General features: G+C 71.8%; 21 protein-coding genes. 6 read left to right on the top strand and 15 right to left on the bottom strand.

All coding sequences use genetic code 11. The features are described 5' to 3' along the window. Nucleotides 1–715 precede the first annotated feature (715 nt). Together tyrS and ABZ374_RS03075 are read right to left on the bottom strand one after the other, a co-directional pair. On the bottom strand, nt 716–1,993 hold the full coding sequence (gene tyrS / locus ABZ374_RS03080) for a tyrosine--tRNA ligase (RefSeq protein ID WP_360305424.1): 1,278 nt from the start codon (nt 1,991–1,993) through the stop codon (nt 716–718). A 72-nt stretch (nt 1,994–2,065) separates the two neighbouring features. Further along, nucleotides 2,066–2,743: a DNA-3-methyladenine glycosylase gene (locus ABZ374_RS03075; RefSeq protein WP_360305422.1), complete on the bottom strand. Its 678-nt coding sequence runs from the start codon at nt 2,741–2,743 to the stop codon at nt 2,066–2,068. Nucleotides 2,744–2,814: 71 nt separating this feature from the next. Here ABZ374_RS03075 and ABZ374_RS03070 point away from each other — a divergent pair, with 71 nt between their 5' ends. Then, nucleotides 2,815–3,600 carry a sporulation protein gene (locus ABZ374_RS03070; protein WP_360305420.1) on the top strand — a complete coding sequence of 262 codons (786 nt, stop codon included), beginning with the start codon at nt 2,815–2,817 and terminating at the stop codon, nt 3,598–3,600. Nucleotides 3,601–3,621: 21 nt separating this feature from the next. On the opposite strand, the gene ABZ374_RS03065 is transcribed toward ABZ374_RS03070, so the two are convergent. Further along, nucleotides 3,622–5,136, bottom strand: a complete 1,515-nt coding sequence (locus ABZ374_RS03065; protein ID WP_360305418.1) for a hypothetical protein — start codon at nt 5,134–5,136, stop codon at nt 3,622–3,624. Between the two features lie 136 nt (nt 5,137–5,272). Here ABZ374_RS03065 and ABZ374_RS03060 point away from each other — a divergent pair, with 136 nt between their 5' ends. Together ABZ374_RS03060 and ABZ374_RS03055 are read left to right on the top strand one after the other, a co-directional pair. Further along, nucleotides 5,273–5,815: a YbhB/YbcL family Raf kinase inhibitor-like protein gene (locus ABZ374_RS03060; protein WP_360305416.1), complete on the top strand. Its 543-nt coding sequence runs from the start codon at nt 5,273–5,275 to the stop codon at nt 5,813–5,815. A 253-nt stretch (nt 5,816–6,068) separates the two neighbouring features. Continuing rightward, nucleotides 6,069–6,596, top strand: coding sequence for an HNH endonuclease (locus ABZ374_RS03055; RefSeq protein WP_360305414.1), 528 nt, complete (start codon nt 6,069–6,071; stop codon nt 6,594–6,596). 81 nt (nt 6,597–6,677) lie between these two features. On the opposite strand, the gene ABZ374_RS03050 is transcribed toward ABZ374_RS03055, so the two are convergent. From ABZ374_RS03050 to ABZ374_RS03005, 10 genes are all read right to left on the bottom strand, one after another. Further along, nucleotides 6,678–8,159 (bottom strand): hypothetical protein, encoded by a 1,482-nt coding sequence (locus ABZ374_RS03050; RefSeq protein ID WP_360305412.1) that lies wholly within the window; start codon nt 8,157–8,159, stop codon nt 6,678–6,680. Nucleotide 8,160: 1 nt separating this feature from the next. Further along, nucleotides 8,161–9,849 (bottom strand): hypothetical protein, encoded by a 1,689-nt coding sequence (locus ABZ374_RS03045; RefSeq protein WP_360305410.1) that lies wholly within the window; start codon nt 9,847–9,849, stop codon nt 8,161–8,163. Between the two features lie 274 nt (nt 9,850–10,123). Further along, on the bottom strand, nt 10,124–11,023 hold the full coding sequence (locus tag ABZ374_RS03040; protein WP_360305408.1) for a metallophosphoesterase: 900 nt from the start codon (nt 11,021–11,023) through the stop codon (nt 10,124–10,126). 101 nt (nt 11,024–11,124) lie between these two features. Then, nucleotides 11,125–12,636: a cobyric acid synthase gene (locus tag ABZ374_RS03035; protein ID WP_360305406.1), complete on the bottom strand. Its 1,512-nt coding sequence runs from the start codon at nt 12,634–12,636 to the stop codon at nt 11,125–11,127. A gap of 55 nt (nt 12,637–12,691) precedes the next feature. Beyond that, nucleotides 12,692–13,654 (bottom strand): cobalamin biosynthesis protein, encoded by a 963-nt coding sequence (locus ABZ374_RS03030; RefSeq protein WP_360305404.1) that lies wholly within the window; start codon nt 13,652–13,654, stop codon nt 12,692–12,694. A gap of 86 nt (nt 13,655–13,740) precedes the next feature. Beyond that, on the bottom strand, nt 13,741–13,929 hold the full coding sequence (locus tag ABZ374_RS03025) for a DUF1272 domain-containing protein (RefSeq protein ID WP_360305402.1): 189 nt from the start codon (nt 13,927–13,929) through the stop codon (nt 13,741–13,743). A gap of 61 nt (nt 13,930–13,990) precedes the next feature. Continuing rightward, nucleotides 13,991–14,761 (bottom strand): sulfite exporter TauE/SafE family protein, encoded by a 771-nt coding sequence (locus ABZ374_RS03020; RefSeq protein WP_360305400.1) that lies wholly within the window; start codon nt 14,759–14,761, stop codon nt 13,991–13,993. 96 nt (nt 14,762–14,857) lie between these two features. After that, nucleotides 14,858–15,985, bottom strand: coding sequence for an SPFH domain-containing protein (locus tag ABZ374_RS03015; protein ID WP_360305398.1), 1,128 nt, complete (start codon nt 15,983–15,985; stop codon nt 14,858–14,860). A gap of 117 nt (nt 15,986–16,102) precedes the next feature. After that, on the bottom strand, nt 16,103–16,510 hold the full coding sequence (locus tag ABZ374_RS03010) for an NfeD family protein (protein ID WP_360305497.1): 408 nt from the start codon (nt 16,508–16,510) through the stop codon (nt 16,103–16,105). Nucleotides 16,511–16,601: 91 nt separating this feature from the next. Then, the gene (locus ABZ374_RS03005) at nt 16,602–17,414 is read right to left on the bottom strand and encodes an ABC transporter ATP-binding protein (RefSeq protein ID WP_360305396.1); all 813 of its coding nucleotides are present in this window, start codon (nt 17,412–17,414) and stop codon (nt 16,602–16,604) included. 171 nt (nt 17,415–17,585) lie between these two features. Here ABZ374_RS03005 and ABZ374_RS03000 point away from each other — a divergent pair, with 171 nt between their 5' ends. After that, nucleotides 17,586–18,362 carry a hypothetical protein gene (locus ABZ374_RS03000; RefSeq protein ID WP_360305394.1) on the top strand — a complete coding sequence of 259 codons (777 nt, stop codon included), beginning with the start codon at nt 17,586–17,588 and terminating at the stop codon, nt 18,360–18,362. 20 nt (nt 18,363–18,382) lie between these two features. Here the strand turns inward: ABZ374_RS03000 and ABZ374_RS02995 are convergent, their stop codons facing one another. Further along, on the bottom strand, nt 18,383–20,917 hold the full coding sequence (locus ABZ374_RS02995) for an FHA domain-containing protein (RefSeq protein ID WP_360305392.1): 2,535 nt from the start codon (nt 20,915–20,917) through the stop codon (nt 18,383–18,385). Nucleotides 20,918–21,162: 245 nt separating this feature from the next. Between ABZ374_RS02995 and ABZ374_RS02990 the strand changes: the two genes are divergently transcribed. Together ABZ374_RS02990 and serB are read left to right on the top strand one after the other, a co-directional pair. Then, complete coding sequence (locus ABZ374_RS02990; protein WP_360305390.1) at nt 21,163–22,782, top strand: streptophobe family protein; 1,620 nt, start codon at nt 21,163–21,165, stop codon at nt 22,780–22,782. Nucleotides 22,783–22,868: 86 nt separating this feature from the next. Further along, a complete protein-coding gene (serB, locus tag ABZ374_RS02985) occupies nt 22,869–24,053 on the top strand; it encodes a phosphoserine phosphatase SerB (RefSeq protein WP_360305388.1) in 1,185 nt (394 codons plus the stop codon). Between the two features lie 78 nt (nt 24,054–24,131). Here the strand turns inward: serB and ABZ374_RS02980 are convergent, their stop codons facing one another. Next, entirely contained in the window at nt 24,132–24,614 is a 483-nt protein-coding gene (locus ABZ374_RS02980) for a histidine phosphatase family protein (RefSeq protein ID WP_360305386.1), read from the bottom strand. Nucleotides 24,615–24,837: the final 223 nt, after the last annotated feature.

Here is a 24,837-nt window from a genome sequence, read left to right as displayed (position 1 = left end):
GTTTCTCTTTCGCGTCTCCAGCTTAGCACACCGTTTCGGCGGCTTCGCTTTCCTCGCTTTCGGCTTCCACCGCGTTTCCGCGCTTTCCGCCTTCCAGACTCTAGCAGATCCTGCGACCCGCTTTTCGTCCGTTTCTCGTGCTTTCCGCTTTGGAAACTCTCGTTTCTTTCGCTTCCGGCCCGCCGAGCTTAGCAGACCCGTTTTCCCGCCTCCACCGACCCCGCTCGATCTTCTTGCGGTGCCGGCGGCTTGCGAGCCGCGCGTCGTGCTCCGGATCTCTCCGGTCACTCGATGCCTCAACCTTAGCAGGTTTCCGCGATAAAGCCGAATCTCATTCAGGGAATGCGATTCCCATTAATAAATTGCAGCACGAATAAAACCCCCGGAATTTGGATGATCAAATTCCGCGCGTTCAAAGGGCTGTGTCGATCACTGGTTCTACTGGGTCACACCCACCACAGAGACACCACAGGTACGGAGCGGCCGAAGGCCGTCCGTTTTCGGATGCATCGTTGGGGTGTGAGTCGCAGTGGGATCGGCCATCGCGCCGGTGTTGAGGGCGCGCCTGTCCGGATCTCCCGAAGTAGCGACTCGTACAAGCCTAAACCACCCTCTTGGACGGGTCAAGCCGGTCCCCTATACCCAGTGGAACGGGTCGGGAACCGGCTTGACGTGCGATCCGATGGAGTGGCTGACGGTCCATCAACTACCGGTGTCAGGCGGTGATTTCCGCTGCGGCGAGGTTGCGCTTGCCGCGGCGCAGCAGGGCCCAGCGGCCGTGCAGCAGGTCGGCTGCGGTGATCACCGCGTCCTCGTCGGTCACCTTGGCGTTGTTGAGGTAGGCGCCGCCCTCCTTGATGGTGCGCCGGGCGCCGCCCTTGCTCGGGGCGAGGCCGGTGGCCACCAGGGCGTCGACCACCGTCGGGGTCTCGGTCAGTCGGGCGCTCGGGAGTTCCGCGACGGCCGAGCGGAGGGTCGCCTCGTCGAGGGCGGTCAGGTCGCCCTGGCCGAAGAGGGCCTTGCTGGCCTCGATCACCGCGGTGCACTGGTCGGCGCCGTGTACCAGCGTGGTCAGTTCCTCGGCGAGGGCGCGTTGGCCGATGCGGGCGGCGGGGCGTTCCTCGCTTTCGCGTTCGAGGGTCTCGATCTCCTCGTGCGAGCGGAAGCTGAAGGTGCGCAGGTAGCGCGACACGTCACGGTCGTCGGCGCCCAGCCAGAACTGGTAGAAGGCGTACGGCGTGGTCAGTTCGGGGTCGAGCCAGACCGTTCCGCCCTCGGTCTTGCCGAACTTGGTGCCGTCCGCCTTGGTGAGCAGGTTGGTGGTCACGGCGTGTGCCTGGCCGTGCGGCTCGTTGCCGGTGATCCGACGGATCAGGTCGAGGCCGGCGGTGATGTTGCCCCACTGGTCGCTGCCGCCGACCTGGAGCGTGCAGCCGTGTCGGCGGTAGAGCTCGACGAAGTCGTAGGACTGGAGCAGCACGTAGCTGAACTCGGTGTAGCTCATGCCCTCGCCGGCGAGCCGGGACTTCACCGTCTCGCGCGCGAGCATCTGGTTGACGCTGAAGTGCTTGCCCACGTCGCGCAGGTATTCGACGATGCTGAGCTGCGAGATCCAGTCGTGGTTGTTCGCCATGACCGCGGTGTTCGGCTCGGCGCCGTCGAAGTCGAGGAACGCGGAGAGTTGGCCGCGGATGCGGTCGGTCCATGCCTCGACCGTGGTGACCTCGTTCATCGCGCGCTCGGCCGACGGCTTGGGGTCGCCGATGAGGCCGGTGGCGCCGCCGACCAGGGCGATCGGGCGGTGGCCGAAGAGTTGCAGCCGGCGCAGGGTCAGTACCTGGGTGAGGTGGCCGACGTGCAGGCTGGCCGCGGTCGGGTCGAACCCGCAATACGCCGTGACGGGACCGTCCGCGAACGCCTTCTTGAGCGCGTCCTCGTCGGTGGTCTGGGCCAGCAGGCCCCTCCACCGCAACTCGTCGACGATGTCCGTCACAGTGCCTGGTCTCCTCGGTCGATACAGCGAATGGGGCGGATGTACAGGGTGCCCGACGGGCCGCCCTCGACGCTAACCGCTTTGCCGGCCGGCGTCGGCGGCCGGCTTGGGGGTGCGCTTGCGGGGCTGGTGGGCCCGGTACGGGCTGACCGTCGGGTCGTCGGCGATGTGGAAGCGCCACGGTTGGCCGGCTCCGTCGCCGCCGACACCGGTGCGTGGGCCGGTGCGGATGGTGCGGCGAGCGGGTGGGGTGCCGTACAGGACACGGACCGGGCCGGTGGGGTCGCAGACGTCGATGCCGTCCTGGGTGCGGTCCAGGGCCAGGGCCATGGCCAGGCGGGCGGGGCCGCTCGCGAGGTCGGTGTCCTTGCGGGTGGTGGGGCGGCGGGCGCGGGCCAGGGCGGTGCCGGCGGTGATCTCGCCGCCGCGCAGCAGCACCCCACAGGCGCGGCCGGGCGGGCCGCAGACCAGGTTGGCGCAGTAGTACATGCCGTAGGTGAAGTAGACGTACAGGTGTCCGGGTGGGCCGAACATCGTCGCGTTGCGGGCGGTCTTGCCGCGGAAGGCGTGCGAGCCGGGGTCGTTGGCGCCGTCGTATGCCTCGACCTCGGTCAGCCGCAGTTCGACCGGGCCGGCGTCGGTTTCGTGCACCACGGTTCGGCCGAGCAGATCGGCGGCGACGGCCAGGACCGGGCGGTCGAAGAACGCGCGGGGCAGCGGGTCGGTGGGATCGGCGGTGGTGGCACGCATGACGAGCCAGCTTAAGCCGATCGGGCCCGCGTGGTGGAATGGGCCGCCGAGACCTCGAATCGGGAGTACGCGTGGTTTTCAAGAAGTTCATGGCGAGCATGGGTGCGGGCGGCGCGTCGGTGGAGACCGACCTGCACGGCACGGAGACCACGCCGGGCGGCGTGGTCGAGGGACGGATCCGGATCCAGGGCGGCAAGGTCGATCAGCGGATCGAGGGCTTGTTCGTCGGATTCCAGGCGGTCGTCGAGGTGGAGACCCAGGACGGCGAGCAGCGGCGGAACGTGGAGTTCGGTCGGCAGCAGGTGGGTGGCGAGTTCGAGCTGCGTGAGGGTGCGACGCACGATCTGCAGTTCCGGCTGCCGGTGCCGTGGGAGACGCCGCTGACCACGTTCCGCGGCGTGCAGTTGCGCGGGACCACGATCGGCGTGCGGACCGAGCTGGCCATCGACCGGGCGATCGACAAGGGCGATCTGGATCCGATCTCGGTGGGCGCGTTTCCGGCGCAGGCGTTGATCCTGGACGCGTTCGGGAATCTGGGCTTCCACTTCAGGGCGGCCGACCTGGAGCAGGGGCGCATCCACGGGGTCGATCAGCGGTTGCCCTTCTACCAGGAGATCGAGTTCACCCCGCCGCAGGCGTATGCGCGTGGCATCAACGAGGTCGAGTTGACCTTCGTGTCGGCCGAGCACGCGACCGAGGTGATCCTGGAGATCGACAAGAAGGGCGGCGCGCTCTCCGGCGGGAGCGACGCGATCCGGCGGTTCACCGTGGATCACGGCACGGCGCAGCAGACCGACTGGAACGCCTTTCTGCACGGCTGGTTCCAGGAACTCGGACAGCGTCGCGGCTGGTTCTAGGAGGGTCGGGCGGTCCGTGGGTCACGCGTCCAGGAGGTCGTGGACCCGGGCCGCCCAGTCCGCCTCGAACTTGGCCCGGGGCATGCCGGTCGCCCTGCCGATCGCCGCGTCCACCGCGGCCGGGGACGGGTCGGCGTAGACGGCGGTGACGAAGCCGTACACGGCCGGCGAGCCGCCGATCTCCTCGATCCGGCGGATCGCCAGGTGGGCGAGTTCGTAGGCGGCGGCGTTGCCGACCGTGTCGGCCTGGTACAGCTCGTTGTCCGTGGGCAGTTTGCCGCTGAAGCGGTTCGCGGCGAGGTAGGTCCTGGCCTCGTACAGCTCGTCGGTGCCCAGCAGGGTTCGGCCGCGCAGCGCGAGCCAGTCGGCGAAGCCCTCGACCACCCACACGGGTTGGTCCTGGTTGGGCACCTCGTTGCGCAGCGGGGTGACCAGCGCGTGGGCCATCTCGTGGCGCAGCAGTTCGCCCAGGCGCTGCGGGTTGGGCGAGGTGAACCAGCCCGAGGTGGTGTCCAGGACGATCCGTGAGCCGCCGAAGCGTCCCTTGCCGGCCGGGTCGATGGTGCGCAGGGCGTAGGTGAGGCCGGATTCCTCGCCGTGTTCGCCGGTTCGCCCGCCGTACAGCCGGTAGAAGGTGTCGCGGTCGGCGACCGGGACGATCACGAAGCCGGGGGCGGTGCCGGGTGGGCCGCCGTCGGCCCAGATGTCGATGTCGGCGCGCGCGGCCTCCTCGGCGTCGTCGGCGAGTCGTTCGGCGCCGGCGGAGGTGGCCGGGTCGGCGAGGACGACCACGTGGTCGCGGCGGACCACGGTCAGGTCGGCGTGATCCCACGGGGCGGGGTAGTCGCGGGCATACGCGTAGCCGGCCCCGTCGTAGGGGGTGCCGTCGACGGCGGTGATCAGGAGTGGCGCGCCGGGGCCGGCTCGGATGACGGTCCAGCGGTAGCCCTCGCCGACGGTAGCGGTGTCGGCGGCGGAGATCCGGTGGTCGAAGGAGACGTCGACGTAGGCGGTGATCCGGTCGTCGGAGACCGGCATGGTCTGCACGGTCTCGACGCGGTAGCCGATCCGGTCGAAGGACATCCGGCCGAGGTTGACGAACAGCCGCAGTTGGCCGGTGACCAGGTCGGGGACGTCCGGGTCGAGGTCCGCGGTGAAGCTTTGTTCGTCCCGGTCGAGCAGCGCCCGGGTGCGGCGGTCGGCCAGGGTCTGGATGTCGGCGGTGGCGATCGTGGGGCCGTGGGCGGGGGCCACCGGGGTCGCGGTGCCCGGGCGTGGTCCGCCGATCGCGCCGTCGCCGCCGCGGGGCCGGGCGCTGCCCGGGTCGCTGAGGGTGACGCCGAAGACGATCAGCGCGGTGACGGCGAGGACCAGCGCGATCAGCGGCGCGGCGAGTCGGCGCACCACCGATCGCGGCCGGGCCGGTGTGGCTCCCGGTATCGCCTCGTCGCGGTCGGCTCGGTCGGCGGGCTCGGCGGATATGCCGGACGGAGCGTCGTCGGCGCAGTCACCGCTGTCGTGCGTCGGCTGGGTCACCCCGGATGCCTCCCCCTCGTTGGCGCGAGGATACCTATGCGATCTTCGCTGGTTCGGCCGACCGTGAGAATAGGCTCGTTCGAACGAGGTGCCCGGCACGCGGTCGGGTGCCGCCCAGCACGATCGGAGCCCCGGCGTGACCGAGCCCAACAAGCCGTCGATGCCCTACGACTATCTGCCCGAGCGGCCGTCGTTCGCGGTCACCAGCCGGGACCTGACGGATGGTCGGACCCTGCCCACCGCTCAGGTCAGCGGCGTGATGGGGGCGGGCGGCGAGGACGTGTCGCCGCAGTTGTCCTGGTCCGGGTTCCCGGCCGGCACCAAGAGCTTCGCGGTCACCTGCTTCGACCCGGACGCGCCCACGCACAGCGGCTTTTGGCACTGGGTCGTGGTGGACGTCCCGGCGGACGTCACCGAGTTGGCGACCGGCGCGGGTACGGCCGACGGCAAGGCGCTGCCCGCGGGTGCCTTCCACGTGCGCAACGACACCGGCGGTGCGGGCTACGTCGGCGCCGCGCCGCCGCCCGGGCACTACCCGCACCGGTACGTCTTCACCGTGCACGCGCTGGACGTGGACCGGCTGGGCGTGGACGAGAACGCCACGCCGGCCTTCGTCGGCTTCAACCTGTTCTCGCACACGCTCGCGCGGGCGGTGCTGGTCAACACGTACGCGCAGTGACCGCCGCGCCGGCTGCGGCCGAGTACTTTCGGCCGGCTTGGCGCGAATTCCCGTCCGGTAATTGCGTTGTCCCGGTGATCGTCGAAAAGGCACAGTGGTCGAGTTGTCCGTACTGACGGTTCGTCGAGTCGAAGGGTGCGCATGAGCGTCGCAGCACCGCCCCAAAGCTGAGCGCGTGGTCGCGCCCGGCCGGTTCGGTGCGCGTCCGGGTGCGCTCGCTTCTCCCCTCGTCGACCAGGTGAGGGGAGGTCGCATGCGGGAGACGTTGGTGCTGAACGCGACGTACCAGCCGCTGGCGACGGTGTCGTTCAAGCGCGCGCTCGTGTTGGTACTGCAGGAGAAGGCGGTCGTCGAGCATGTCGCTCCCGGCCGGGTGGTACGGGCCGCGACTTTGGAGATTCCGCTGCCGCGGGTGATCCGGTTGCTCAAGTTCGTCCGGGTGCCGTTCCGACAACAGGCCGCGTGGTCGCGTCGGGGGGTGCTGCTTCGGGACAATCGGCGCTGCGCGTACTGCGGTGGGCGGGCGACCACGGTGGACCACGTGTTGCCGCGTTCGCGTGGTGGCGCGGACTCGTGGCTGAACACCGTCGCCGCGTGCGGGAACGACAATCAGCGCAAGGCGGCCCGGACGCCGGTCGAGGCCGGGATGCGGTTGTTGTTCGAGCCGTACGAGCCGTCGGCGACCCGGGCGCTGGTGCTCGCGTTCGGCGTGGCGGATGTCGAGGGCGCGCAGTGGTTGGCCGAGCCGGTACGGCCGCCGGTGCTCGCGATGGGCGCCTGACGCCGGACCGCGGGTGAGGACCGGGCGAGGCCGCCGGGGGCTGCGTGGCCCCGGCGGCCTCGTCGTCCGCGGGCCCGGTGGTCAGACGGTCTTGCGGATCCAGGCCGCCCAGTCGCTGCGGAGTCGGTCCGGTGCGACGCCGAAGGTCGCGGTCAGCGCCTCGTCCACGGACACGTGGCGGCCGGTGACGACGTCCGTGTAGAACGCGCACACCCGCTCCGCGCCGAAGGTCCGGGCCAGGTAGCGCACCATCAGGTGGGCCAGGTTGTAGGCGTTCTCGACCCGATCCTCGTCGCTGGTCTCGAAGTCTTCCTCGGCGGGCGGTGTGCCGGTGAATCCGCCCCGGTCGATCAGTGCGCGGATGTTGTGGGTGACCACCGGTGCGAGCGGCCGGTCGGCCTCCGCCTGCCAGTCGGCGAACCCTTCGGCCAGCCAGGTCGGCAGTTCGGCATCGCGGCCGGACCGGGCCAGGGGGGCGACCAGGGCATGCGTCATCTCGTGCCGGAGCAGGAGCGGCGCGAAGGCCGCGTCGCCGGCCAGTTGGTCGTCGTCCACCACCATGCGCACGCCGCCGACGGGTCGGTCGGTCCCGGGCATGGCCAGTGCGTAGCCCGCCGCCCACTCCTGCACGTCGTCGCTGCTGTACAGCCTGCCGAAGGACGCTCGCGACGAGGTCAGCACGAGGGCGAAGCCGGGCGAGGTGCCGGCGCCGCCCTTCCAGGCGCCGAGCGTGTACACGGCGGCCTGTTCGGCCAGGTCCGCGCTCCGGCGCAGCGCGGCCGCGTCGGGCCCGGGGGCCATCAGCAGTACGTGCGGGCGCCGTTCCACGCGCAGGTCCCACAGGTCCCACGCGGCGGGGTAGCCGGCGAAGCCCGTCTCGGTGTCGGCGTCGCCGGCGCCGGCCAGGTCGACCAGGGTGCACGGGTCGTCGGGACCGGTGCAGCGGGCCTTCCAGACGTAGGTCTCCGGGACGGGGCTCAGGTCGACGCCGGTGATGGCGTGCTCGAAGGCGACGTTCGCGCTGACCGTCACCGGCCAGGCGGCGGCGGTGCCGGCCCGGTCCGGGCTGGAGCCGTCGGCGGTGACCGTCCTGCCGGCGCCGATCGGCCGCCAGCGGGCGGTGTCGAAGGGCACCTTCCGCAGGTTGGTGAACAACCGGCGCTGGCCGTCGAACAGGGTCGGGTCCTGCCGGTCGACCCGGGCCAGGAAGGCGGCTTCGTCGCCGCGCTCGAAGGCCGCCGACCGGTTCGCGACCAGGGCGGCCAGCCGGGCGTACGCGCGGTTGCCGATCCGGTCGGAGTACGCGGTCGCGTCTCCCGGCCCGGGTGCGGCGGGTGTGCCGGGGGCGGCGTGGTCGGCGGCCGGGTCCGACGTCGACCCGTCGTGGCCGAGCAGTCGTTCGGCGCTGTCGAGTCGGACGAACCGGCCGCCGGTCGAGAGTGCGCCGAGCACGAAGGAGAACGAGAGCAGGCCGCCGAGCAGTGCGACGCAGATCGCCCACGGTCGGGAGCGCCGTGGTTCGACGGCGTGCGGCCATACGCCGTACGGGTCGTACGGGTGCACGTCAGTTGCCCACCTTGGTCTTGACGTACTTGGCCCAGTTGCTCTCGAAGGTGTCCCGGTCCAGGCCGGTCGCCTCCTTGAGCGCGGCGTCCAGGGCGGCCGGGGTGGAGTCCTTGTAGACGGCGACCACGAACGAGTCGGCCTTGGCCGCGCCGTACTTCTCCGCGATGTAGCGGATGGTGAGCATGCTGTAGTGGTAGCCGACGGTCGAGGTCTTCACGTCGGGCGAGTTGACCTCGGCGTCGGTGGGCAGCTTGCCGCTGAACTTGCCCGCCCGGACCTGCTCGCGGGCGTCCGGCTGGAACCACTCGGCGAGCGAGAGGTCGGTCCAGGCGAGGTATTCGGCGAAGCCCTCGGAGACCCACAGCGGCGGCCCCTCGCCGCCGCGTTCGAACTCGGCGACCATCGCGTGGCCGAGTTCGTGTCGCATCAGGTGGGTCTGCTGTTCGCTGTCGCCCTTGGTGAACATGCTGTCCGAGCCGTCCAGGGTGATCCGGCTGCCGGCCATCGGCTGGTCGCGGCCGGTCGGGCGGGCCGGCGGCATGGTGCGGCACACGCCGGTGACGTTGGGCAGGTCGTTGCCGGACAGCGCACGGGTGAAGGTGTCGTGGTCGGGCGTGATGTAGACGACGTAGCGCTGCGGCGTGATGGTCGGGCCCTTCCACACCGCCAGGTTCTTCTTGAGGGCGCTCTCCGCGCGGTCGGCCCAGGTCGCGGCCTTCGCCTTGTTCTTGGCGGGGACGGCGAGCAGCACGTGTGGGCGTTCGATCAGCGCGAGTTCGCTCTCGTCCCAGGGTGCGGGGTAGGCGTTGCCGCCGCCTCGGGTCGAGCCGCCGACGATCTTGGTGATCAGCAGCGGGGCGTCGATCGAGGCGCGCGAGAGGGTCCAGATGTAGCGCTCGGCGATCGGCTCGCTGTCCACGCCGGTCACCTGGTGGGCGAATACGACGTTGACGTCGCGGGTGAGCGGGCCCGCGTCGGTGCCCGCGTCGATGGCCGCGGTCGGTGGCCGGAATTCGACGCTGGTGAACGGGAACAGCCGCAGGTTGGCGAACAACCGGCGCTGGGCGGCCAGCAGTTCGCCGGCGGCCGGGTCGATGCCGGTGACGAACGCGTCGGCGTTGCCGGCCTTCAGGGCCTGGGTGCGGTTGTCGGTCAGGAAGGCCACGTCGGCGACCGCGATCCGGGTGACCGGGGCCTTGTCCTCGGTCTTCGAGGAGGTCTCGGCACCGTTTTGCTCCGCGATCGGCGCGGCGGCCGGGGAGGTGGGGGTGTCGAAGACACCGCCGACGGCGAGGGATGCGAGCAGCGCCAGGATCGCGAGCACGCCGGCGGCCGCGGCGAGCAGGTGGCGACGGGCGTTGCGGCGCTGCTGGTCGGGCGGCGGGATGAAGGGCAGGGGCCCGTAGAAGCCGACTTGGGCGTCGGGGAATCCGGGCGTTCGGGGAATCGGCGCGTACGGGGGTGCGGCGAGTGTCGCGGGCGCGACGGGCTGGGCGGCGGCGGGCGCGGTGGCAGGGTCGTCGCCGCCGGCGCCGGCGGCGGGTATCCGCTCCGGGTGGACCTCGGCCGTCGCCGGGTCCCGGCCCTCGGGCCGGCGTTCGTGCTCGCTCTCGGACTCGGTGGGTCCACTGGTCGATGCGCCGCGCGGCGGATGTGCGCCGTCGGCGGCTGTGGGCATGTCGGACATGCCAGTCCTCCCCTGGACCGCCGGCCCGATGATTCCGCCCCCGGCCCCGAATCGGCGATCCGATCATGTGTTCGCCGAGGTTATCGACGTGCCCGGACACCGTGGGCACGGGGTCCGCACCCTGTCGTACCCGCTGCTCGTGCATCGGCGGCCGGCCGACTCGGCCGGTGCGTGGTCCGCCCGTTCGGCCTCGAATCGGGCTCGGTCCGGACCGGTTGCCGCCTCGACCGCGAGGCGGCGACGGCGGCGGGGCGTCGGACCCGTGGCCCCGCCGTCAGGAGCCGGTGCCCGCCTCGACGGTGTCGGCGTCGGGTTCCGCGGTCGGGGTCGGAGTCGGGTCGGCGAGATCGAGGAGGTGCCAGGAGTCGGGGACGTGGTAGCCGGGCACGTCGTAGGAGGCCATCGGGTCGGCGGCCAGGCCCTCGACGCGGGTGCACGAGCCGTCCGGGTGGACCAGTTCCTCGGTGTACCGGAAGTGCAGGTGGCCGTGCGCGGCCAGGGCGGGTCGGTAGGCGTCCACCAGGCACTGGACGCGTTGTTGGTTGGGCACGCAGCGCGGGTCGCCCTTGCGGTTGAACTCGGGCGCGGTACGCAGCGGTTTGTCGTGGGTGAGCAGGATGTCGACCGGCGCGGGGTCGGCCAGGACGGCCTCCACGTCCGCGTCGGTGGCCTCCTCCTCGGGGAACCACAGGCTGCCCGCGAAGTCGCGCACGTCGCCGGGCGGGCGACCCGCGCCGCGCCGGAAGCTCTCCTTGCGCAGTGCCTTCTCGTAGCGCCGGCGCTCCTCGGCCAGCCGCTGCTCGCGGTCCAGCGAGAGCGCACCGCCGAAGGCGAGGAAGTTGGTCCCGCGCCAGGACCAGCGATGCCCGCGGGGCGCGTAGCGCACCCGGGGGCGCACGATCGCGAAGCCGTGTTCGTCCCGCCGGTCGCCGTAGGACTGCATCAGCAGCGAGGTCTTGTCGTGGTTCCCGTCCAGGAAGTACACGTCGACGCCGCGCGAGCGGGCGGCGCGGTTGACCTCGTCCAGGTAGCGCACGCCGGACGCCTCGTGCTCCCAGAAGCCGAAGTCGCCTAGTTGGAAGACCAGATCGACGTCGAGCCCGGCGGCGGCGTCGAGCAGCCGCCGCACGTGCCCGGTATTGCCGTGCGTGTCTCCGGCCAGCAGGATCCGCATGGTGACCCCCGCCCTTCCGCCCCGTCTGCACGTGCGTGAACGCCCCGAAATCCCATCATCGGCGATCGGGCGGCGACTCGTCCGGGGTATTTCCCCCGGATCTACGCGCCGGGTGGCACAAAGGGCAGACCGGGGGTGGCGCCCGCGGTGATCAGTCGGTCCACCGCCGCGTTGTCCAGGTGGTCGGCGACCAGATCGCCCAGCGCGTCCAGCCGGCGCTGCCGGGCCGCCTCGAACGAGGTGTCGGGCGAGACGCGGAACCGTCGGCCGGCCAGTTCGGCGGTCCGGGTCAGGAACGCCCGGCGGAATCCGTCGTTCTCCAGCGCGCCGTGCCACAGCGTGCCGGTCACCGCGCCGACCCGGCAGCCGTCCAGCGCGCTGCCGTCGGCGGCGGTGAACACCGGCTCGCCGGCCTCGACGTCGACGATGCCGTGATGGATCTCGTACCCGGTCACCGGCTCCCCGTCGGCGAAGCCGCGTGCGCGGGCCAGCGTCTTGTCGGCGGCGAAGCGTATCCGGACCGGGAGCAGGCCCAGACCGGGCACGCTGCCCGCGCGGCTCTCCACGTCGTCGTGGATCCACCCGCCGAGCATCTGGTAGCCGCCGCAGATGCCGAGCACGGGCCGGTCCTCGGCGACGCGGCGGGCCAGCGCGGTGTCCAGGCCGCGTTCGCGCAGCCAGGCCAGGTCGGCGACGGTGGCCCGGGTGCCGGGCAGTACCACCAGGTCGGCGTCGGCGATCTCGCCGGGCGTGCTCACGAAGCGCACCACGACGCCGGGTTCGACGGAAAGCGCGTCGATGTCGGTGAAGTTGCTGATCCGCGGCAGCCGCAACACCGCGACCCGCAGGATGTCCGGGCCCAGCGGCGGCTCGGGCGTGCCCCGGTCGGCGTCGAGCGCGAGCGAGTCCTCCACGTCCAGCCACAGGCCGCCCAGGAACGGCAGCACGCCCAGGACGGGGCGCCCGGTGAGTTCGCGCATTCGCTTCAGCGCCGGGTCGAGCAGGCGCGCGTCGCCGCGGAACTTGTTGATCACGAAACCGCAGACGAGCGCCTGATCCTCGGCCGAGAGCAGCGCGAGGGTGCCGAAGAAGGACGCGAAGATGCCGCCCCGGTCGATGTCGCCGACCACGAGCACCGGGAGGTTCGCGGCCCGGGCCAGGCCCATGTTGGTGATGTCGCGGTCGCGCAGGTTGATCTCGGTCGGGCTGCCCGCGCCCTCGCACACCACGACGTCGTAGCGCGCCCGCAGGTCGGCCAGCGACTCCAGCACGGCCTCGAACAAACGCGGCTTCAGGTCCCGGTAGTTCAGCGCGCCGACCTCGGCGATCGGCTTGCCCAGCAGCACGACCTGACTGCTCATCAGCCCGCCGGGCTTGAGCAGCACCGGATTCATCACCGCCTCCGGCTCGATCCGCGCGGCGGCGGCCTGCATCGCCTGGGCGCGGCCGATCTCCGCGCCGTCGGCGGTGACCATCGAGTTGAGCGACATGTTCTGCGCCTTGAACGGCGCGACCTTGACGCCCTCGCGGGCGAGCCGTCGACACAGCCCGGCGACCACGACGCTCTTGCCCGCGTCGGAGGTGGTGCCGGCCACCAGGAGGGCGCCGTTCATCGCATGGCCTTTCGGAGGCGGGGTGCCGTACGGGTCCGGGTCGAGGGCGCGCCGGTCATCGACGCGTCCCGCGGGCGCGCGTCGCGGCGCGGGCGGCGACGACGGCGACGGCCAGTGCCGCCGAGGCCAGGCCGACGGCGGCACTGAGTCGGTTCGCGCGGTGGATGTCGGTGGGGCTCGGCGGTGGGCCGTCGCCGAGCGCGGGGCGGTCCTCGGTGCGGCCGGCGTAGACGTTGCGGCCCCCCAGGCGCACGTCCAGGGCCCCGGCGGCGGACGCCTCGCAGCGGCCCGCGTTGGGGCTGGGGTGGCTGCCGCCGTCCCGACGCAGCACCGCCAGGGCGCGGGCCGGGTCGCCGCCGACGACGGGGGCGGCGGCGACGGTGAGCAGGCCGGTGAGGCGGGCGGGCAGCCAGTTGGCCGCGTCGTCCAGGCGGGCCGAGGCCCAGCCGAAGTTCTCGTACCGCGGCGTGTGGTGGCCGACCATCGCGTCGAGGGTATTGATCGCGCGGTAGCCCAGCAGGCCCGGAACGCCCGCGACGGCGCCCCAGAACAACGGGGCGACCACGGCGTCGGAGGTGTTCTCGGCGACCGATTCGACGACGGCGCGGGCGATGCCCTTGTCGTCCAGGCGGGCCGGGTCGCGGCCGACCAGGCGGGGCAGCGCGGCTCGGGCGGCGGGCAGGTCGCCGGCCACCAGCGGGGCGGCGATCAGCCGGGCCTCGCGGCGCAGGGTGGTGCCGCCGAGGACGGCCCACGTGCAGCCGGCGGTGACCACGGCGTCGGCGAGGGGGCGGCCGGCGACGGCGCGACGCAGGGCCAGGCCCAGGCCGACGCCGGCGCCGACGCACAGCGCCGTGTAGCCGAGGCCGCGGGCGCGGTCGTCGCGGTACAGGGCTTGTTCCAGCCGACCGGCCGCACTCCCGAAGCCGGCCACGGGGTGACCTCGGCGGGGGTCGCCGAAGGCGGCGTCCAGGACGACCCCTGCGGCGAGACCTACGGCGTGCGACGTGACCGGCATGCCGGGCATCGTTTCACGACACCGCAGGTCGGCGGCGAACCGGGCCCGGGCCCGGGCCCGATCCACCGGGATCCGCCGGACGGGGCCTAGCCGACCGCCGGTTCCGCGCGGCGCGGCCTGGGGACGAGTTCGCCGCCGCAGTTGGGGCAGGTGTCGTCCATCGTGGCGCTGCACGGTTCGCAGAAGGTGCATTCGTACGAGCAGATCCGGGCCGGATCCTGCGCACCGAGTGCCACCTCGCATCGTTCGCACTGTTCGCGCATCTCCAGGGCCATCCGGCCACCTCCCCGATTCGAGGGGGCCAGGGTAGGGGAGGTCGAACCGGCAATGCCGTCGTCACAACAGCAGCCGCACCACCGCGACCAGGCCCACCACGACGATCACCGCGCGCAGTGCCGTGGGCGGCAGCCGGCGGCCGACCTTGGCGCCGATCTGGCCGCCGATCACCGAGCCGCACGCGATCAACAGCACCACCCACCACGCGACGTCGGCGACGAGCATGAACACGATCGCCGCGACGCCGTTGACGATGCCGGCGAGCACGTTCTTCACCGCGTTCATCCGCTGCAGGTTCTCCGCGATGAACACGCCGAACAGCGCCAGCAGCAGGACGCCTTGCGCCGCGCCGAAGTAGCCGCCGTAGATGCCGGTTCCGAACACGGCCACCCACAACAACGCGCCGCCGTGCCGGGGCCCCTCCGACGCCGAGCCGTTCTCCGCCCGCCGGGCGGCCAGCCGCTTGGCCAGGCGCGGTTGCAGCACCACGAGCACCAGCGCGAGCACGATCAGCGCCGGCACGATCGCCTTGAACGCGCTGTCGGGCAGCGTGAGCAGCAGGATCGCGCCGGTCAGGCCGCCGAGCAGCGAGGCCAGCCCGAGCCGGATCAACCGGGGCCGCTGGCCTTCGAGTTCGCGGCGATACCCGATCGCGCCGCTGATCGAACCCGGCACCAGGCCGATCGTGTTGGACACGTTCGCGGTCACCGGCGAGTAGCCGAAGGCGAGGAGTACCGGGAAGGTGATCAGCGTGCCGGATCCGACCACCGTATTGATCCCGCCGGCCGCGATACCCGCGGCGAAGATCGCCAACGCTTCCCACCAGTCCATGTGCACCCGCTTCGCCGCGACGATCCTGGCGCCGGGAGGACGTCGAGCGTCCCCGCGGCCGTAACGCCAGAGATCATCGCAGCCGAGGCCGGCGGCTCATCGCGGCGGGCGATGACCCCGCTCGATGTGCGGAGGTTCGACCTCGCCGGCCGGCGGTCCACCCCGGCGCGGCGGCTCGGCCGGCGGCGGGGGCACGGCGGGCGGCTCGGCGGACGGACGCGGTACCGAGGATGCGCCGTTGGCGATCGGCGCCTTGCGCCCCTGCGGGACGGGCGTGCCCGAACCGGGCCAGGCCGGCTCCTCCTCGACCGGCACCTGCGGCACGCGGTGTGCCGGGCCGGAGCCGTTCGTGGCGAGATTGCCGACCGCGTCGCCGATGCCCTCCAGGGCGCGGGTGACCTCGCTGGGCAGGATCCACAACTTGTTCGAGCTGCCCTCGGCGATCTTCGGCAACATCTGGAGGTATTGGTAGGCGAGCAGCTTGTTGTCCACCTCGCCCGCGTGGATCGCCTCGAAGACGGTCTCGATCGCGCGCGCCTCACCCTCGGCCCGGATCACCGCGGCCTGGCGCTCACCCTCGGCGCGCAACACGGCGGCTTCCTTGTCACCTTCGGCGGTGAGCACCTGCGAACGCTGGTGGCCCTCGGCGGTCAGGATCGCCGCGCGCTTGTCCCGCTCGGCGCGCATCTGCTTCTCCATCGAGTCCTGGATGGAGGGCGGCGGCTCGATCGCCTTGAGCTCGACCCGGTTGACCCGGATGCCCCAGCGGCCGGTCGCCTCGTCGAGCACGCCGCGCAGCCCCGCGTTGATCTCCTCGCGCGAGGTGAGGGTCTGTTCGAGGTCCATGCCACCGATGATGTTGCGCAGCGTGGTGATGGTGAGCTGCTCGATCGCCTGGATGTAGTTGGCGATCTCGTAGGTGGCCGCGCGCGGGTCGGTGACCTGGAAGTAGATGACGGTGTCGATCTGGACGACGAGGTTGTCCTCGGTGATCACCGGTTGCGGCGGGAACGGCACGACCTGCTCGCGCAGGTCGATCATCTGCCGGATCCGGTCGATGAACGGTACGAGGATGTTGAGTCCGGCGTGCAGCGTGCGGGTGTATCGCCCGAAACGCTCCACGATGGCGGCACTCGCCTGGGGGATCACCTTGACCGTCTTGACCAAGGCGACGACCACCAGCAGTACGAGTACGACCAGGACGATGACGGCGGTGGCCTTCACGATCTCTCCCGAGGTCCTGCTTGCCTGCGGTTGCCTTTGAAATGCAAGGCTGTGTCGAGCCTAGGGGTTCGCGGGCCGACGTGGGACGTCAACACGATCGGCGCAATCGATCGGGCGTCACATCACCACTGCGGTGGCGCCCACGATGTCCGCTACGTCCACCCGAGCCCCGGGTTCGAACACGGCGGTGGAGTCCAGGGTGCGGGCCGACCAGACCTCGCCGGCCAGCTTGATCCGGCCGCCGTTCTCGTCGACGCGTTCCAGGACCACGGCGCTGGTGCCCTTGAGTGCCTCGATGCCGGTGCGGGTTCCGGGCGAGTTGTTGTGCCGGACCACGATCGGGCGCACGAACACGAGCAGTGCGATCGACACGAGGGCGAACACGATGCACTGGATCAGGAAGTTGCCACCGGCGCCGGCGGCCGCAGCCGCGGCGGCGGCCCCGACCGCGAACATGCCCATCTCCACGAAGGAGCTGAGCACCCCGACGATGCCGAACGCCCCGACCGCGATGAGCCACCACATCCATGCGTCCACGTGTTCATCGTAGATCGTGGGCGCGCCGAGCAGCAGATGCTTCTCGGCCGAAAACGATCAGCCGGGGAAGCGGCTCGGGTCAGCCCTGCGTCTCCGGTGCCTCCGGCATCGGCAGCCCGCGGGCGGACCAACGCCCGTACTGCTGCTCGACGATCAGCGGCAGACCGAAGCAGTGCGAAAGGTTGCGCGAGTTGAGCGTGTCGGCGATCGGGCCGGCCGCCATCACCCGTCCCTGACGGATCATCAGGATGTGCGTGAAGCCGGGCGGGATCTCCTCGACGTGGTGGCTGACCAGGATCATCGACGGCGCGTACGGGTCGGCGGCCAGCGTGCCGAGCCGGCGGACCAGGTCCTCGCGCCCGCCCAGGTCGAGCCCGGCGGCCGGCTCGTCGAGCAGCAACAGCTCGGGGTCGGTCATCAGCGCACGGGCGATCTGCACCCGCTTGCGCTCGCCCTCGGACAGCGTGCCGAACCGGCGCTCGACGTATTCCGCCATGCCCAACTGGTCGAGCAGCCGGCGGGCGCGCTGCTCGTCCTCGGCGTCGTAGCGCTCGTGCCACTTGGCCGTCATCCCGTAGGCCGAGGTCAGCACGATGTCCAGCACCCGCTCGCGGCGCGGCAGCTTGTCGGTGAGCGCCGCCGAGGCCATCCCGACCCGCGGTCGCAGCTCGAACACGTCGACCGTGCCCAGCTTCTCGCCCAGCACGGCGACCGTGCCGGTGGTGGGGAACAGATAGGTGGACGCCAGTTGCAGCACCGTGGTCTTGCCGGCGCCGTTGGGGCCGACGACGATCCAGCGTTCGCCTTCCGCGACCGACCAGGTGACCTGGTCCACCAGAGGGCGACCGTCGCGCACCACCGATACGTCAACCAGTTCGAGAACGTCGCTCATCGCCTGCCAGCTCCCCATCGTGCGCTACGCCGCCGGACGGCATCCCCTTGTGTGGGATCACCGCCTCGCTCCGTGGTCCGCGTTGTTGCACCCGGTCCGGGAGAAACCTATGACACCGAGCGACCTCCGGTCGTGTCCGGGAGCGTTGTGACGCCCCTTACGCTTGTCCGCATGCTTGCCGAACCTCGCTCCGGACTTCTCGTCGCATGGGGCAATGCCCTGCTGGCCGGGCGCGTACCGCCCGACGACGCGGTGTCCGAGATCGTCGGAACGGACGAACCGCATCGGGTGACGGGCGTACCGGGCGAAAACATGCCCGTCGGCCTGTCGCTGGCCCTGGGTCGGCTGCGAGCGCTGGGCGTGACCGGTCTGCGGCTGGCCCTGCCGGTGTCGGGTGATCCGCTGGCGCTGCCCGGCCCGCCCGCCTTCAACGACCTGGCGCTGGACGCGGGCGAGGCGGCGATCACGGTCGGCGCCCCGGGCGCCGCGTACGGCCTGGTGCCCGGGGTGACCCGGCACGGCTCGAACGGCGACGCCACCGTGCGGGTCGCCTGGCAGATGATCGAGGTGAGCGACCGGCCCGCCCCGGGACCGTTCCTGGCCGAGGCGGAGCGCGAGCTGGCCGAGGCGATGCGCGACGCGATCGAGGACCTGACCCGACTGGACGTGGCAGGCGGCGGCCCGGCGGCGCAGCGCGCCCTGGCCGGGCTGTACCGCAAGGACTCGGACACCCGGGTCGCACCCGGCCATCCGGGTCGCGCCGGCCGGGTGCTCGACCAGGCGCGGCGCATCCACGCGGTGTTGACCGTGGCCGGTCGCGAGGACGGCGCGGCGGTCAGCGCGGCGGAGATATCCGCCCGGCTCGGCGCGCTCGCCCCGCTGGAGCGGGCCTGTCGCCGGGCGATGGTGGCGGCGTACGGCGCGGCCCTGGAGCCGGACCGGGCCTGAGCCGCACTCGGGCGCGAGCTTCACCGGCTCCCGCGCTTGCGCTTGGTCTTGGGGTCCAGGCGCCGGAGCATGAGCAGCGCGATCAGGCCGTAGACGGCGATCTGGCCGGTCAGGATGCCGATGTTGCGGTACCAGACCTTCGGGTCGTGCTTCCACAGCGGATCCGGCGACTCGCCGGGTTTGCGCGGCAGTTGGGTGGCCAGATCTATCGTGCTGCCGGCCGCGGCGAAGGCCCAGCGGGCCGGGGCCAGCCAGGAGATCTGCTCGATGCCGGCCTTGCCGTTGAGCGGGAACAGGCCGCCGCACAGCACCACTTGCACGATGGCGATCACCACGAGCAGCGGCATGGCCAACTCCGCGCTGCCGATCGAGGCGGAGACCACCAGGCCCACCGCCATCGCCGCTATCGCGGACAGCACCACCGCGATGCCGATCTCGATGATCGGCGGGCTGATCACCACGCCCTTGGCGGGCAACTTCTCCCCGACCAGGGCGACCGCGGTGAGCACCACGCCCTGGAGTGCGGAGATCATCCCGAGCACGATCATCTTCGAGCCGAGGTAGGCGGACACCGAGAGCCCGGCGCTGCGTTCGCGCCGGTAGATGGCGCGCTCCTTGATCAGCTCGTTGACTGCGGTCGCGGTGCCCATCAGGCCGCTGATCACGAACAGCACGAGCAGTTTGGTGGTCGCCTCCTGGTTCGAACCCGGCGGCGACCCCTCCGGGCTGACCAGCTTGCCGGGGATCACCCGGCACAACATCCCCAGGAACAGCGGCGCTATCGCCAGCAGCGCCAGGTATTTGCGGTCCGAGGCGATCACCGCGAGGTAGCGCCGGGAGAGCGTGCCGAGTTGGGAGAACCAGCCCTGCGGCTTGGGCGGTTTCGCCTGCGGTCGCTCGCCCTGTTCGGCGTGCGCCCGGTCGCGGCCCACCTCTATGTATCGGCCGTAGAGTTCCGAACGGCGGAACGGACCCTCGTAGTCGCGGTCCGGCTCGTCGTCGAACATCTTGAAGACCTCGGGCCAGTCGCCCTTGCCGAAGAACGGCAGCGCCTCGTCCGGCGGTCCGAAGAAGGCGATCCGACCGCCCGGGGCGAGCACCAGCACCCGGTCGCACACGTTCAGGCTGCGGGTGCTGTGGGTGACCACGATGACCGTGCGGCCGTCGTCGGCGAGTTCGCGCAGCTTCTCCATCACCGAGCGTTCCAGGCCCTCGTCCAGGCCGGAGGTCGGCTCGTCCAGGAACAACACGGACGGCTTGGTGAGCAGTTCGACGGCCACGCTCACCCGTTTGCGCTGGCCACCGGAGAGGCTGCTGACCTTGGTGTCGGCGTACGGCGCGGTGGCGCCGCGCGGCATCTTGTCCAGGCTCAGCTCGGCGATCACCTCCTCGACCCGGCGCTCGCGCTCGGACGCCTCGGTGTCCTCGGGGAAGCGCAACTGTGCGGCGTAACGCAGCGCGGTGCGCGCGGTGAGCTGGGCGTGCAGGATGTCGTCCTGCGGCACCAGGCCGATCCGCTGGCGCAGTTCGGCGTTGTTCGCGTAGAGGTCGCGGCCGTCGTAGAGGATCTTGCCGCTGGCGGCGCGCCGGCTGCCGGTGAGCGCGCCGAGCAGGGTGGACTTGCCCGCGCCCGAACCGCCCACGATGGCCAGCAGATTGCGCTCGGCGAGCGGGAAGGAGACGTTGTCGAGCAGGACTCTTTTGCCGGCCGTGACGGTGAGGTTCTGCACCTCCAGCGACACCTCGCCGGTGTCGATGAACTCGCGCAACTCCTGGCCGTCGAGCCGGAAGGTGGCGTGCCCGATGCCGACCAGGTCTGCTTCGCCGAGCAGCGCGTGTTCGATCGGCTGCCCGTTGAGGTAGGTGCCGTTGTGGCTGCCCAGGTCGACGATCTCGCGCCGGCCGCCGGGCGTGGTGCGCAGCTCGGCGTGGTGCCGGGAGACCATCAGGTCGGTGAGCACCAGGTCGTTGTCCAGCGCGCGGCCGATCCGCAGGGTGCGCACCGGGAGCGGGATGACCATGCTCGGCGCCCGGTCCACGCTCGGGCGCGGATCCGCGGGCGGCCCGGCACCGATCTGCGCGCGGCCCAACGGGCGGGCGCGGTCCGGCACTTGCCGGGGCGGCTGGGGCACATAGGGCGGTTCGGGGGTGCGCGGTGGTTCGGCGCGGCGCGGCGGCGGTTCGCTCCGGCGCGGCGGCTCGGGAATCTGTACGTGGTCGTGGTGCACCACGCGCGGCGGCACCACCTCGGTGGCGGTCGACTCCGGCGCGAGGCGCAGCGGGTCGCCGTCGTCCGGGTCGCCGAGCAACACCTCGCAGCCCTGGCCCACGACCACGCGATGCACCCGATTGCCGCGCATCCACGAGCCGTTGACGCTGTTGCCGTCGACGAACTCCCAGCCGTCGGCGCCCACTCGCAGGACCGCGTGCCGGCGCGACACACGGCGATCGTCGAGCACGATCGCACAGGACGGGTCACGACCGACGATGTGTTCCCGCCCGGGATCCAGGATCACGGGCGTTCCGGCGCTGGTGCCGACGGTCAGGTGCGGCACTGCCGGTCCTTCTGGCGCGTAGCTGTCCCCCACTCTTGGAGAGTGTAGGGACGCGGGGGCCGCTCGGGCAGGCTTTCTCATCCTTGAGGGCAGGGAAACCACTCTGACGGAGGATGACAACCACGCCCGGGCCGCACTCGCGGGTGCGCAGTACGGCCGAATCCGTTGACGCGCGCGTCGGTGCGCTCGATAGTCGAGTTTGTCCCGCTCATCCGGCAGTCGGGTCGCACGTGACAGGAGCGGTTGTGTCCTGGAACCAGCAACAGCACAACGCACCGCAGCACGACCCGCCTTCGGCCCGACCACCGGCGGGCCCGGCGCCGTGGGGCGGCGTGGCCCCCTGGCTGCACGCGCTCGGCGCGGTGCTCGCCGCGTTCGTGGCGATGGCCGTGGCGGCGTGGCTGGCGTTGTGGTTGCTGGGCGCGAACAGCCTGCCGTCGAGCACGATGCCCGCGCTGATCGCGGCGGTGATCGCGCTGGCGGTGGGTGGCACGGTCGACCTGAAGGGCGCCGAGGAGGGCACTCCGAGCAACGACATCCTCAGCCGACTCACCGGCGACGTCTCGCTCGCGCAGGGCAGCGGCAAGGTCGACATCATGCTGCTCGGCATCGGTTTGATCGGCGCGCTCGTGCTGGGCTGGTTGTTCCTGCGTCCGCTGCGTCATCGGCTGGTGATCGGCGCGCTGGATCTGGTCGTGCACGGCGTGCGGGTCCTGGTGTTCACCATGGCCGCGCTGGGCGTGGTGGTGTCGCTGGGCAGGGACTCGCTGCCGATCGACGAGTTCGTCTCCCAGGTGAGCGGCGGGCAGGCGCAGGATCTGATCGGCATCTTCGAGCTCGGCGCGGCGGCCCGGTTCGAGACCGAGGTGAGCGGCACGCTGGTCTTCGGCGCGTTGTGGTTGCTGATCACCCTGCTGGCCACGGTCGCGGTGTCCGCGCGCGGGCCGCTGCCGCTCAGGTGGCTGCGGCACCGCGCGGTGCTGCGGGCCCCGATCGCGGGTCTGCTCGCGGTACTGATCACCGCGGTGGTCACCGGGATCGTGGGCACCCCGTTCGTGGCCGCCGCCGCGCCCGCGCCGAAGCGGATGATCGGCGGCATGTTCTTCGCGCTGCCCAACGCGGTCTGGTTGCTGGCCTCGCTCGGCCTGGGCATCCCGTGGAAGGCCACGACCAGCGCGCCGACCGAGGTCGGCGGTTTCTCCTTCGGTCTGCCCGGCCCGCTGGGCAAGTTGGTCAAGGCTTCCGCCGGGGACGGTCTGCCGATCCGGATCGACCGGCTGGCCGAGTTCGACTCGCGGGCGTGGTTCGTCCCGCTGTTCTCCGCGCTGTTGCTGCTGCTCGGCGCGACCGTGATGGCGCTGCGCGCGCCCGCGTCGGTGCGTCCGTTGCAACACGCGTGGCGGTTCGCGGTCACCCTCGCGGGCGGCCTGCTGGTCGTCGCCTATCTGATGCAGCTCCAGCTCAAGGTCGCGGTGAACATCCTGGGCGGAGTGGTGTCCCCGGGCGCGTCGGTGTCGCTGCACGCGGACTACCTGTGGACCCTGGTGCTCGGTCTGCTGTGGGGCGGGTGTGCCGGCTTCATCGGCGGCGCGGTCGCCGACTGGGTGCGCTACCGCCGGACCGACCCGGTCGCCCCGGCTGCGGCCTCGGGCCCGGCGCGGCCCACCCGTGCCGCGCCGCCGCCGCACCGGCCGCCGGCCGCGCCGTATCCGCCCGGCCGCCCGGCGCACCCCGGCGCGCCGAGCCCGCCCGGCCCGGCGGCGCCACCGGGCCCGCCGTACTCGAACAGGCCCGCCCCGGCGTATCGCCCGCCACCCCCGCCCGACCCGCAGGCGCCGACCCGGGACGGCCCCTGGCCTGGGTAGATTCCGCCGCCGTGCGGCCGGCCGCAGTGTTCGTACCGTGGACCGGTGACGCGCGTGCCCTCGAACGGCCGGTACCGTGAAGCATCATGAATGCGCCGCGCACTCTTCTCGTCAAGATCTTCGGCAAGGACCGGCCGGGGGTGACGTCGAGCCTCTTCGAGATCCTGGCCGGCCACTCCGTCGAGGTCGTCGACGTCGAGCAGACCGTCACCCGGGGCCGGCTCACGCTGTGCGTCCTGATCACCACGCCGACCGACGAGGGCCGGCTGCGGGCCGGCGTGCACCGCTGGGCGGACGGCGAGCGGCTGGAGGCGGAGATCCTCTCCGGTGTCGGCGACAACCGTCCGCGCGGCGAGGGCCGCTCGCACGTCACCGTGCTGGGCCACCCGCTGGAGGCCGCCGCGTTCGCCGGGATAGCGCACCGGATCGCGGCCACCGGCGCCAACATCGACCGGATATTCCGCCTCGCCAAGTACCCGGTGACCGCGATCGAGCTCCAGGTCTCCGGCGTCGAGACGGACAAGCTGCGCCTGGAGCTGGCCACCGAGGCCGCCGAGCGCCGGGTGGACGTCGCGGTCCAGCCCTCCGGCCTGCGCCGCCGGGCCAAGCGGCTGATCGTGATGGACGTGGACTCGACCCTGATCCAGGGCGAGGTGATCGAGCTGCTGGCCGAGCACGCCGGCTGCCTGGACGAGGTGGCCGAGGTGACCGCCGCCGCGATGCGCGGCGAGTTGGACTTCGCCGAGTCGTTGCGGGCCCGGGTGGCGCTGCTCGCCGGGCTGGACGAGGACGCCATCGCCAAGGTCCGCGAGCAGGTCGTGCTCACCCGCGGTGCGCGCACCCTGGTGCGCACGCTCAAGCGGCTCGGCTACAAGGTGGGCATCGTCTCGGGCGGATTCACCCAGGTCACCGACGCGCTCGTGGAGCAGCTCGGGCTCGACTACAGCGCGGCCAACACCCTGGAGGTGGTGGACGGCAGGCTCACCGGGCGGGTGGTCGGCGAGATCGTCGACCGGGCGGGCAAGGCCCGGCTGCTGCGCGGCTTCGCGGCCGACGCGGGGGTGCCGTTGACCGCCACGGTCGCCATCGGCGACGGCGCGAACGACCTGGACATGCTCAACGCCGCCGGCCTGGGGGTGGCCTTCAACGCCAAGCCGGTGGTGCGCGAGGCCGCCGACACCGCGGTCAACGTGCCGTTCCTGGACACCGTGCTTTTCCTGCTGGGCGTGACCCGGGACGAGATCGAGGCGGCGGACGCGGCGGACGCGTAGCCGGCCCCCGCGGAACCGAATCCGGGCCCGCCCGGTCGCACCGCACACGGTGCGACCGGGCGGGCCCGGACGTCGGGGTCAGGTCGCCGGCGTGCTGAAGCGAACCAGGTGTGCCGAGCGCTCCTGGAGGTCGGCCCACGCGGTGTGCAGGCTCAGCACCGCGACCGCCGAGGTCGGATACTTCTCCCGCAGGCGCACCAGCGTGTCGTCCTCGCCGCTGCCCGCCAACGCGTTGACCAGCGTGGCCACGCCCGGGTTGTGCCCGATCAGCAGCAGTGTGTCGACCTCGTCGGGGGTCTCCTGGACGAGGTAGAGCAGCGCCTGCGCGCTCGCCTCGTACACCCGCTCGTCGTAGACGGTGTGCGGCTTGTGGTCGTAGGCCTTGCCCGCGAGCCGCCAGGTCTCCCGAGTGCGTACGGCCGGCGAGCACACCACCAGATCGGGGGTGATGCCCTGGTCGAGCAGTCGGTGCCCGGTCTCGGCCGCGTCCTTGCGGCCGCGTTCGGCCAGGGGTCGCTCGTGGTCCGGCCCGTCGGGCCACTCGGCCTTCGCGTGCCTCATCACCACAAGATTGCGCTGTCGGTGGGATGCCATGGGTTCAGCCTCTCAGACATCGGCCGTTGTGCACTGCCGGTCGGCACCGCAGGACTCGATCGAGGAGGAGCGGGCACGCGCCGACCGGGCCGGGCGACCGCGCCCCACGCACGACGGGTCGGGACCGAGTATCCGGTCCCGACCCGTGCTTTCCTCGGATCTACGGGGTGGTGGTCGTCACGGTCGTCGC

It is taken from the genome of Embleya sp. NPDC005971 (genome assembly GCF_040629175.1).
Lineage (GTDB): Bacteria > Actinomycetota > Actinomycetes > Streptomycetales > Streptomycetaceae > Embleya.
The sequence above is the reverse complement of the archived record's forward strand: the minus strand, read 5'-3'. Positions and strand labels throughout refer to the sequence as shown.

What these genes read in the sequence shown, in the direction of transcription:
- ABZ374_RS03075 (WP_360305422.1), bottom strand. Translation starts at nt 2,743, where the DNA reads ATGCGTGCCACCACCGCCGATCCCACCGACCCGCTGCCCCGCGCGTTC.
- ABZ374_RS03055 (WP_360305414.1), top strand. Translation starts at nt 6,069, where the DNA reads ATGCGGGAGACGTTGGTGCTGAACGCGACGTACCAGCCGCTGGCGACG.
- ABZ374_RS03045 (WP_360305410.1), bottom strand. Translation starts at nt 9,849, where the DNA reads ATGTCCGACATGCCCACAGCCGCCGACGGCGCACATCCGCCGCGCGGC.
- ABZ374_RS03040 (WP_360305408.1), bottom strand. Translation starts at nt 11,023, where the DNA reads ATGCGGATCCTGCTGGCCGGAGACACGCACGGCAATACCGGGCACGTG.
- ABZ374_RS03035 (WP_360305406.1), bottom strand. Translation starts at nt 12,636, where the DNA reads ATGAACGGCGCCCTCCTGGTGGCCGGCACCACCTCCGACGCGGGCAAG.
- ABZ374_RS03030 (WP_360305404.1), bottom strand. Translation starts at nt 13,654, where the DNA reads ATGCCGGTCACGTCGCACGCCGTAGGTCTCGCCGCAGGGGTCGTCCTG.
- ABZ374_RS03025 (WP_360305402.1), bottom strand. Translation starts at nt 13,929, where the DNA reads ATGGCCCTGGAGATGCGCGAACAGTGCGAACGATGCGAGGTGGCACTC.
- ABZ374_RS03020 (WP_360305400.1), bottom strand. Translation starts at nt 14,761, where the DNA reads ATGGACTGGTGGGAAGCGTTGGCGATCTTCGCCGCGGGTATCGCGGCC.
- ABZ374_RS03010 (WP_360305497.1), bottom strand. Translation starts at nt 16,510, where the DNA reads ATGTGGTGGCTCATCGCGGTCGGGGCGTTCGGCATCGTCGGGGTGCTC.
- ABZ374_RS03005 (WP_360305396.1), bottom strand. Translation starts at nt 17,414, where the DNA reads ATGAGCGACGTTCTCGAACTGGTTGACGTATCGGTGGTGCGCGACGGT.
- ABZ374_RS03000 (WP_360305394.1), top strand. Translation starts at nt 17,586, where the DNA reads ATGCTTGCCGAACCTCGCTCCGGACTTCTCGTCGCATGGGGCAATGCC.
- serB (WP_360305388.1), top strand. Translation starts at nt 22,869, where the DNA reads ATGAATGCGCCGCGCACTCTTCTCGTCAAGATCTTCGGCAAGGACCGG.
- ABZ374_RS02980 (WP_360305386.1), bottom strand. Translation starts at nt 24,614, where the DNA reads ATGAGGCACGCGAAGGCCGAGTGGCCCGACGGGCCGGACCACGAGCGA.